Origin of the sequence: Bradyrhizobium sp. Leo170 (assembly GCF_004296405.1) — a bacterium.
Classification (GTDB): domain Bacteria; phylum Pseudomonadota; class Alphaproteobacteria; order Rhizobiales; family Xanthobacteraceae; genus Bradyrhizobium.
This window is the reverse complement of record NZ_PSRR01000347.1, coordinates 1-9,223: the sequence shown is the minus strand read 5'-3', so window position 1 is coordinate 9,223 and position 9,223 is coordinate 1. Positions and strand designations below refer to the sequence as shown.

Genomic DNA, 9,223 nt, shown 5'->3' with positions numbered 1-9,223 from the left:
GACCGTCTCCGGCAGATGGCGGAACTGCACCGGCAGCTTGGCCGCGATCTCTGCCTCGGTGAGGTCGTCGAGCAGCTTCAGGACCGTGCCGCTCTGGCCGGCATAGACGAGTACCGTGCGGCGGCCGCGAATGGCCTGCGGCCAGCGCTCACCGGCATAGGCGCGATAATCGTCATGCGTGCTCGACCAGATGTGCTCAAGCCGCTCGTCGCGCGTCATCGCGCGCACGGGCCGTGACTCGCGCTCGATGATCGCCGCCTTCATCCGCTCCGGCGACAGCCGATCGGAAAGATCGCAATAGCCATGGAACCAGCGCCGCTTTCCGTCGATGGGAAGCGCGAAGAAGATGCTGGTGACGTTGCCCGTGATGAATTCGCGCATCGCGAACATATCGCCGCGCATCCAAAGCGGCGGCAGGATGTCAAGCATGTAATCATGCTCGGACTCCGCGATCTCGAACCACTCGCCAGCGAAGAGCTGCTGAGCCTCTCCCTCGGCCATGGTCTATCGCGGGTCTGACAACCAGCAGGCCGCTCTTTTCTAGACGCCTCGCCCACGAGACGATCTCCTTCGCGGAGCAAGCCAGGTTGGCGGCCAGATCGGGAATAGAACGTCTCGTTAGCGCTCTTTCCATGAGATGACCATCTGCCGTGTCGACAAGGATAGGCTGGCGGCTGCGGCGAAAAGTGACGAGGAGGCCCGTGTCATTACGTGCAAGGCCATCGACGCCAGGTCCGATCTCGATGTGCCCCCGCTTTTCGGCACTGGCGATCTGGCCGCCGTCGAGCGTCATCCGCCGATCCCGGAAGCGTACTTCCCGACAGCCATGTCGTACCGCCAGGGCGCCGAGTTCGCACCAAGTCGTGGGAAGCTCGGTTCCGAAGCAGGGGTCGAGGATCAGGCTTGTCGAATCCGACAGCTCGGAGTCGGGATTCAGCAGAGTGACGAGACGCGCTACGAGCCGAGCAAGCGGCTGTTGCTCGGGTCGTACCTGATCGCCCAGCGGCCGGTCTTGGCGGGCCAGCAGTCCCCATCCCGGACCGCCAATGGCCATTGCCAGAGGTCCCTCCGGGTCCGATGTCACATGGCGAAAGACCGGCATGCCGGCGAAGGGCACGTCAACAAGCGCCGAGAATGGAGGACCGATTTGTTCGAGGAGTGTAGTCAGGGTACCTTCCAGATGGGCCGAGACTCTGGCGACCAAGTCAAGGCCAGATTCCACGCTCATGGCGCGCGCGACACGGGGCGCCAATGCTTCCGGAACTGGCATCGATAGCCAATGCAGGGCGGCTCGGAATCTGGCCATGAGGGCTTCGGCGAGCCTGCCCATAGCTTCCTCGATGCCGGATTGGCATAGGTTCAAGTAGACTTGGTCGCTGTCGGACCGCAAACCCTCGCTGATCGCGAAGGCACTCTTAAAATAGCCTTGGGCCCGGTCGTACTCTCCGGCGAACCGGTACAGGCGTGCCAAGTTGATCGAATTAATGTAGCGCATGTGCCAATCTGGTGGATCGAAGCTGGCCAGCGCCTCTTCAATCGTATGCTCAAAGGAGAACGCTTCCTCTAAGTGGCCGAGGCGGTGTTTATTGAGGGCCGAGATATTAAGCAGGTAAAGCCAGAAGGGGTCGCGCCCTTCCGGCTTCGTCAGGCGGCGCGCGTGGGCAAAGAGAGGCTCAGCTTGCGCTGGCTTTCCTGTCATGACCAAGGCCCAAGCACGGCTCATCGAGAGATCCCTTAACAACGCGTCGGAGAGGGCGGGATCGGGGTCCGGCCGACCGGCGGCGCCCGCGAAATCCATGGCGGCGATCCTCATGGCCTGAGCCTGGGATTCCAGAACAGCGCGTCCGACAGGGTCTTTGCTCGCGGCTTGCGCGGCCTCTATCAATCGGAGCGCCTGATGATAGCCGCCCTCCGCGAAGCAATGTGCCGCGCCGGCGGAGAGGGTCGGTATGTTCCGGCGGTCATCGGGGCGAGTCGTCTGTCGGAAGGCGGCCAGCCACTCGGCATCATCTGTACTGGTCCCGTCGTCCTGCGATGCATGTCCCGGCGCAGATCGCGCCTCTGGCAGCAGCAGACTCCATCCGCCCAAGGTCGCGAGGATCGGCCAAGCCTCGTCGCTCCGCCCGCGGCCGGGCGGCACCAGACCCGGACGCGACGGATCTACAGCCCGGGCAACCCCGTTGGACGGAACATTCGAGGCTACTGCCGGTGTCTCGATCCAGCAGACGTCCAGCTGCGGAAATTGCGCCGCCGCGGGCACCGACACCACCAGGGTGGCTGGTGTGGAGGAGAGAGCCCGACCGAGGAAGCGGATCAACCATAGGTCCTCGGGCATCCAGGGTTCGGGCGCGCACGGGCCCAACACCACCACGAGACGCAGTGATCGGCGCAGCACTTCCTCACGAATGGCCGCAGCGTGGAGATGGGCTTCCAGAATCGTCGCGTCACCGGCCGCCTCCAGGTCGATCAGGCGCGCCACGGCGTGGCTGGCATGCGTCGCGTCGATTGATCCCAGCGCAGGGCGCGGCATGGCTCGCAGGTCCATGCCTAATTGATTTGCAAGCTCGCGTGCGACCCAATGGCCTCGCCAGCTTCCGAGAGTGAGGTCGCTGGCGATAAATGGCGTTCCGCGTGACAGGGATGCTGCGAGCCGGGCCACATCTTTTCCAGTGCGATAACGGTGAGCAAGCAGACTACCGCTCGAGATGAGCGCCTGATCAGTCAATCTTTTCCCCGATTGCCTGGAGGTAGAGGGATGAATGGTTGATGCCATCAATGCCCATGAGTCGATCAAGCGCCCGGTCCTGGAAGCCCCCGACGTTCCAAACGCCGAGCCCGAGCGCAGTCGCGACCAGATTAAGATTTTGGGCGACGTGTCCAGCCTCTATCAACGTGAACCGGTAGCCACGATCCCCATATTTCACCGTGTTGCGGCGGAACAGCGCCGTCTGGACGACCAAGAGCGCGGCACCTCGGACGATCTCAGGCTGAAAGAGACAGCCGGCCAGCTCCTCCGAAAGGTCCCGATTGACGATCTGGCGTACGCAGTGCTGCTCGGGATTGTAGTGGTAGAGGCCGGGCGCTAAGCCCTCGACCACGCTACGCGCATGGAAGTAGATCTCCAGCGGAAAGAGAGCGCCGCCCGACGGTACGTTCCGGAGCGGGCGCGGGAACGGCATTGCTTCGTTGGGCCGGTTGATGCCGTAGCTGTAAAAGAGAAGGGCCGCCAGCGTTGCGAACGACATCCTCGCGGGCGCCATGCCGCTGGGGGTTTGCCGTGCCAAGATTGCCTCGCTCAAGCCAAGCCTGAAGGGCGGCAGAATGGCGATCGGCGGCAGGGGAATGGCCGCGAAAGCATCGTAGGCCAGCGCATTCTTCATACGGGTCATCCAATCGACGACGGCGTAATTGGGAAGCACGTCGTCCACGGCCGTGGATTTAGAGTTCTCGTGGAACGCCTCCCAGATCAGGTTTAGGTCCTCAGTGCCCCAAACTAGGTCATCCCACGTTGGTCTATCGGATCTCATCGCCTTGCTTGGTGTCTCGGTTACGGAAAAGGATGGGGCATGGGATTGTCGCCATGCTCCCTGGTTAAGCCGGGATAGCCCAGCTTCTGTGGCAGCTCCCAGAGACGGATCCCACCGAGGGCCCGCGACGCATAGCCCATGAACAGGGGATGGTAGCCCGGGATCAGGGCCCGGATCACATGAAAGCCCAGCGCAGCGACGTCTTCTGTCGTCAGGTCTGCGACCAAGACATCGTGTCCAGTCGCAGCCACCCTGTCGACCAGCGTCTCGAGATCGCGCGCAGGATCGCCAGTGGCCCGGTCGGGAAGCTCTCTGAAGTCGATCTCCGTCGCCGAGGAACACAAGAAAGCTGCCCTCTCAGCCCGTTCGGGCGACGTCCAGAAGTTCACATGGCTCACTTGGCTGTAGACGTTTTTGTGGTCACATTCTTCGCCGATCCGTTTGAGTTCGACCATCAACTGACGGACATAGCGTTCAGTGTGCGCCAGCTCCTCCAGCGACTTCGTGACAGCGACGTCAGGGCTAAGGTCGGTAGCCGCCGCCACCGCGAGCGGTGCGGCCTCGGAGTCCCGGCGGCCGCGCAGAACCGTGAGGATCGTCGGAACTTCGTTGTCGTGGCTGATGTCCATCACGTGGATGCTGTAACGGACGGAGGTAAAACGGCGGATCACGTCCTTCTGGTGGTCGGCCAGGCTCTCGAGTCGAATACGGGAGCGGGAGAGCATGGCCTGCCAAGTGATCGAGAAGCAGTCCCGCTCAATCACCTCGCAGATACCCGCTGCCGCGGCGCGCTCGAAGCTATCGTGGCAGGCAAGTCCGGTCGAGATTGACTGCGCCAACGGCCATTCGTCACCGTCCGGCGAGAATAGATAGGGCAAGTGGACGAAGCAGGCTGGCACATGGATGCTCTTGCCTGAGACTAAGCTGCGGGCCGGCATCCAGCGGACATCACTGTCCTCCGTGAAGGGTCGATAAGGGAAGTCCGGTTGGGTGAGCTGCTGGTCGTCGTACAGCGCGAAGTCGGCCGGCGGCACACATTGGAAAGGCGCCGACCGATAGGTGTAAATTGGATGGTCCCGCCGGTCGTAGATCGCCGCGACATAGCGTTCGATCGCCTCGCCGATGGCCTTTGCTAAGGCGAGGTCGCGAGAGGTCGATCCACCGCCGCCGACGGAGAAGTTCTCAAAGCCGCTTAAGGCGCGCGTGTCCGCCGCGAGGGCCATGTAACGAAAGAATTCCGGTGAGCCGGCCTCCCTGTCGTTCTCTTGTATCGAACCGAGGATGCCGACTTTCGGATCGTAGAGATAACCTAAAATGGCGCTCAGCCGGTCGAAGCTGGCGGCAGTTCTAATCCGCGCCATTCCTCCCTCCCATCGCCTCGACCTGGGCCCAGCGCTCTGGGTTCAGGGAGGTTTTCTCGAGGTTCACCTTGCTCGCGTGGCGGAGAGGACTGCAGACGGGACAGCGTGGTGCCTTCAACACGCGGCTCGCGATCATACTCGAGCCCATGAGGTTCATCTCGATGAGCTTGCCCACACGGCGCGGAGACAGGTTCGCGCTGAACCGGAGTATCTCGAAGGCCGCAAGGTTTCCAGCGATGGCGGTCACCGCTGGGTGCGCGCCGACGAAGGCCTGTCCCTGGGGCAGGAGGGCCTCGATAAGACGATGGTCGTGCACCTTCTCTCGTAGATGGGAGTTATGCCGTACGTCCAGACACGCCAAGCACGCCGTCTGTTCCGGGATCACAAGCGGGCCAAGTCGGATAGTGGCATCCTCAATAAGCACCGGCAGAAAAGGTTTGCCTTGTCGGAAAGCAAGGGCGTTCCACGGCTTGAGAAGGCCTATCCCGCCGAATTCAGCGCATGCGACCACGAGGGTGCAACTCTGTACGATCTCCTCCGCCTCCTCCGCGCGCTGGCTCTTTACGCAGAATTGCTTCAACTCTTCCGCCGCTTCGACGATAGCGTGATTGCGGAGGGGAATGTCGTCGACGAGCGTCGTGGCCCAATTGCCGAATTCGCTCAAACGATCGCGCAGGCCGAGGCCCAACTGGTTGAGGCCCACAATAGCGATGCGGAAGTCGGTGACCTGGCGAATTTCGTTCCCAGTCATCCCGAACTGCCAAAAGAACACGTCCTCTTGCGTCTCCGACGGCACCGGCTCTTCCGGCCCGACGCCGCCACTGTTCCGTACGTTCACTAAGCGATTCTTGGCGAGGTGACGCAGAAACTCGACGATGCGGTCGTGGTGCACCGGCGCGAACGGGGCGAGTAGATCGCGCCGGCTTACGAAATTGTCGGTTGCCATCTCCTGGAGTTTGGCAATCGTGTCCGCGATCCCATCGCCTTCAAAGGCGATACGCCGGGCGCCTCGTCGAATGAAAACTCTTGCTCCGGACTCGATTAGCTGGAAAGGCAAGAGACGAATGAAAACATCAACATCACTCATGTAATCGATCCCGGGAAATTCCCCCAATGGTCTGGCGGCTGGATGCGTCGAACCTCTGTGATCGTCTCGACCAAAGAGCCTGATCAATTAGACCTTAGTTTCCATAAAAGACACGCTGTGAGGTGTGGACCTTAGAGTTTTCGGAACGAAAGGTTTCAGGGCCTTACGCGGGCAACCCAACTGTAGTTCCCGACGTATCCACGACCGCACCCGCGGTGCAGCAGCACGGTGCGGTGCAACAGCAGCAGGGGGGGGCTCCGACCAAGCCCGATCTGCTGTCACCATGAAACGGATGGGCTGCGAACGCCTCCTCGATCGACTGGATGTCGCGGACGGTCAGCGACTCTGTCCGGGTGGTATGGTTTCCCCAAGACAACGCAATCAGGTCGCCTTCTAGCAGCTTGCTGGCGGCTGTTGTGAGCTTGGATGCGTCCGCACCGAGGCCGGTGATAGGTGTGTTGAAATCTGTATAGTCGCTCTCGAATTTTGTTGGCATGCGAGTCGCCTCACTATTATCCGGGGATACTCGGTCTGATTTTGCGAAATCCCAGATCCAGATGATCAACCATTGAGTATCACGAGGTTCAAAGTAGCTCGCCGCTCGGCAGCCGAGCGTGTCCCGGAGACGATGGCGACATGGTCGCTCGGAGCCTCGACGCTCTCTACGTCGGTCTTTATGTAGTCATATTTGACGTGACCGCCGCCGATGCGCTTAATCATGTCGTCGCGATTGGCGAACTTCCAGTCCCCTCCAGCCACCGTAAATGCGGCGAAGAATTCTTTCTCGATATCTTGTCGACTGTGAGCCAGAAGCGCGTTAGTCGACCGCTCTATCGAGGCCTTCGCGTGCTTCTCAACTTGCTGCAGTGGTGCTCCGCTGAGTTTGGTCACGTGTAATCCTCCCCGAGAACTTGCATTGGGACCTGGGTAGAAAATTACAGTAACATTGAACGCTCCGGTGTCAACTTTTAATTGTGGTATCCATGACCGCGACCATTGATAGAGACGCTCTATTCTGCGCGTCAACATGCATTGCGCGAGCACAATCGTTTGGACAGCATTTATGTACCTGAATGATGGGATTATTTATCGTGAAAACGTTGCGGTTTCTTGGACCGTGAATTTTCGATAGTAAACTGATGTCATGTGATGTCATGTAAGGAAGCATTGGATGACGAGTGATCCGCCCGAAGGGACGATCCCCAGGCTCCGACTTTTCAATAGCATGACGAGAACGGTCGAAACATTTCGACCGCTCCATCCAGGAACAGCGCGGGTCTACAGCTGTGGTCCGACCGTTTACAGCTTCCAGCATATTGGCAATATGCGCGCCTACATTTTCACCGATACGCTTAGCCGCGCCTTGAAATTTGCGGGTCTTAAGGTCACGCATATCATCAATATTACCGACGTAGGCCATCTCACATCCGACGCTGACACCGGCGAGGACAAGCTAGAGAAGGCGTCCGCGAAGGAGGGGCGTTCCGCCTATGAAATCGCGCGGTTCTACACCGAGGCCTTCTGGCGCGACCTGGAGCGCTTGAACGTCATGCCTCCGACCCGCTGGTCGTTGGCCTCGCAACATGTGACGGACATGATCGCGTTCGCCGAGAAGATCGCTCCCGGAAATTGCTACTTGCTGGAAAGCGGGCTTTACTTTGATACGTCGACCGTTCCGAACTACGGACGCCTCGCGGGCTCGGAAAAGCGCCATGGCGAGGGGAGAATCGAGGAAGTCGCGGGGAAACGTCATCCCGGCGATTTCGCAATTTGGCGCCGTTCGAAACCCAACGAGAAACGCCAGATGGAATGGAGCAGCCCCTGGGGGCCTGGCGCGCCTGGCTGGCATCTCGAATGCTCTGTCATGAGCATGAAATACCTTGGCGAACACTTTGACATTCACACGGGGGGGAATCGATCACCCCGAGATCCACCACCCAAACGAAATTGCGCAGAATCAGGCCTATACTGGAACTAGGGATTCCGGTGCGACGGTGTGGATGCACAACAACTTCCTGATTGATCGCAGCGGAAAGCTCTCGAAGTCCACAGGAGGTGCCTTGCTGCTCGAAGATCTCCTGGGGCGCGGCTATCATCCGGCCGCGTTCCGGCTCATGTGTCTGCAAGCCCACTACCGCAGCCCGCTGGAGTTTTCGTTCCCAAACTTGGATGCGGCGCTTGCGCGACTGAAGCGGCTGGTAAAGACGATCGAAGGACTCCGGGAAGCCGCGCAAGCCACAACACCCTCCACGCCAACCGCTCGCGAGAATGACCTACTCAAGCAATTCACCCTGGAGATCGCTGACGATCTGATGACTCCCCGCGCCATCCCAGTCCTGCAACAGGCGCTTGAAGACAAAAGGATTTCTGCGCCCGCGCGGTTGCGGATTGTACGCAAGATGGACGAAGCACTGGGCCTTCACCTTGGCGAACTGTCCCGCAAAGACTTACGAGTTCGACCGGCCTATGCCGGGTTGACGAAATCCGACGTTGAAGCCGGCGTAGAGGCACGACGGAAGGCGCGGGCGGAGAAAAACTTTGCGGAAGCGGACCGTATTCGCGCAGACTTGGAGAATTCGGGTGTAGTCCTTATGGACGGAGACCCACTCATTTGGGAGTGGCGCATCGAGCCGCCGCAATAGGAGCTCTCCGTCTCCACCATTCCACTATTGCCGAATACAATTACAGCGGGCGCCAGACAGCTCTCACAACTCAATCATGTTCACCACTTGTAACTGATTTCCATATTTGCTACAACCCTAGACCAATCTTTTAAAGCTGGTTTGGGTCACGCTGTTGGGCGGGTCGCGCGATGCAGTCACGGCTGGGTGACGCGAGACGAGATCACACAGCCGCCGAACGAGGGGCCCAGGCAAAATGGCGGGCCGCCGGCATCTTCGAGTCCGATCCATTGCCTGGCCGAACAAAATGGTTCATCGTCGAATTGCCTCCGTTTGCCAGCGGCTCGCTGCACTTGGGCCATCTGCGGAACTACACGATCGGCGACGTCATCGCGCGCTTTCGTCGGATGACCGGGCACAACGTGTTGTACACAACAGGCTTCGATGCGTTCGGCCTGCCCAATGAGAACGCAGCACGCGACAGCGGCAGCCACCCGGCCCTGCTCGTCCAGCGCAATATCGACAAGATGCTGCGGGTGTTTTCGCGGCTCGGGTTTAGCCACGACCGCCGACGGATTCTGTCCGACCATGAACCCCGCTACTACAGGTGGGTGCAATGGATGTTTC

Annotated in this window: 8 protein-coding genes and 1 pseudogene; 3 read left to right on the top strand and 6 right to left on the bottom strand. The window is 60.1% G+C overall.

Annotated features, from left to right (window positions below; translation table 11 throughout):
• From CWO89_RS36195 to CWO89_RS36165, 6 genes and pseudogenes are all read right to left on the bottom strand, one after another.
• Positions 1-495, bottom strand: a pseudogene (locus CWO89_RS36195) (DUF1419 domain-containing protein); the annotation flags it as partial.
• On the bottom strand, positions 434-2,725 hold the full coding sequence (locus CWO89_RS36190; protein WP_130583187.1) for a tetratricopeptide repeat protein: 2,292 nt from the start codon (positions 2,723-2,725) through the stop codon (positions 434-436). The pseudogene CWO89_RS36195 and the gene CWO89_RS36190, both read right to left, overlap by 62 nt.
• Positions 2,718-3,380 (bottom strand): SagB family peptide dehydrogenase, encoded by a 663-nt coding sequence (locus CWO89_RS36185; protein ID WP_207234645.1) that lies wholly within the window; start codon positions 3,378-3,380, stop codon positions 2,718-2,720. The genes CWO89_RS36190 and CWO89_RS36185 overlap by 8 nt, the downstream gene beginning before the upstream one ends.
• Before the next feature lie 167 nt (positions 3,381-3,547).
• Positions 3,548-4,888 (bottom strand): YcaO-like family protein, encoded by a 1,341-nt coding sequence (locus CWO89_RS36180; RefSeq protein ID WP_130583185.1) that lies wholly within the window; start codon positions 4,886-4,888, stop codon positions 3,548-3,550.
• A complete protein-coding gene (locus tag CWO89_RS36175; protein WP_130583184.1) occupies positions 4,875-5,975 on the bottom strand; it encodes a TOMM precursor leader peptide-binding protein in 1,101 nt (366 codons plus the stop codon). The genes CWO89_RS36180 and CWO89_RS36175 overlap by 14 nt, the downstream gene beginning before the upstream one ends.
• A gap of 561 nt (positions 5,976-6,536) precedes the next feature.
• Entirely contained in the window at positions 6,537-6,866 is a 330-nt protein-coding gene (locus tag CWO89_RS36165; RefSeq protein WP_130583182.1) for a hypothetical protein, read from the bottom strand.
• A 280-nt stretch (positions 6,867-7,146) separates the two neighbouring features.
• On the opposite strand from CWO89_RS36165, the gene CWO89_RS47245 reads away from it, so the two are divergent.
• The 3 genes from CWO89_RS47245 to CWO89_RS36155 all read left to right on the top strand — a co-directional run.
• Entirely contained in the window at positions 7,147-7,953 is an 807-nt protein-coding gene (locus CWO89_RS47245) for a cysteine--tRNA ligase (RefSeq protein ID WP_245476735.1), read from the top strand.
• A complete protein-coding gene (locus CWO89_RS47240; RefSeq protein ID WP_349644926.1) occupies positions 7,856-8,617 on the top strand; it encodes a CysS/YqeB C-terminal domain-containing protein in 762 nt (253 codons plus the stop codon). Before CWO89_RS47245 ends, CWO89_RS47240 begins: the two co-directional genes overlap by 98 nt.
• Positions 8,618-8,787: 170 nt before the next feature.
• A partial coding sequence (locus CWO89_RS36155; protein WP_165421471.1) for a class I tRNA ligase family protein occupies positions 8,788-9,223 on the top strand: 436 nt, incomplete at its 3' end.

What these genes read in the sequence shown, in the direction of transcription:
- CWO89_RS36180 (WP_130583185.1), bottom strand. Translation starts at nt 4,888, where the DNA reads ATGGCGCGGATTAGAACTGCCGCCAGCTTCGACCGGCTGAGCGCCATT.
- CWO89_RS36185 (WP_207234645.1), bottom strand. Translation starts at nt 3,380, where the DNA reads ATGAAGAATGCGCTGGCCTACGATGCTTTCGCGGCCATTCCCCTGCCG.
- CWO89_RS36175 (WP_130583184.1), bottom strand. Translation starts at nt 5,975, where the DNA reads ATGAGTGATGTTGATGTTTTCATTCGTCTCTTGCCTTTCCAGCTAATC.
- CWO89_RS47245 (WP_245476735.1), top strand. Translation starts at nt 7,147, where the DNA reads ATGACGAGTGATCCGCCCGAAGGGACGATCCCCAGGCTCCGACTTTTC.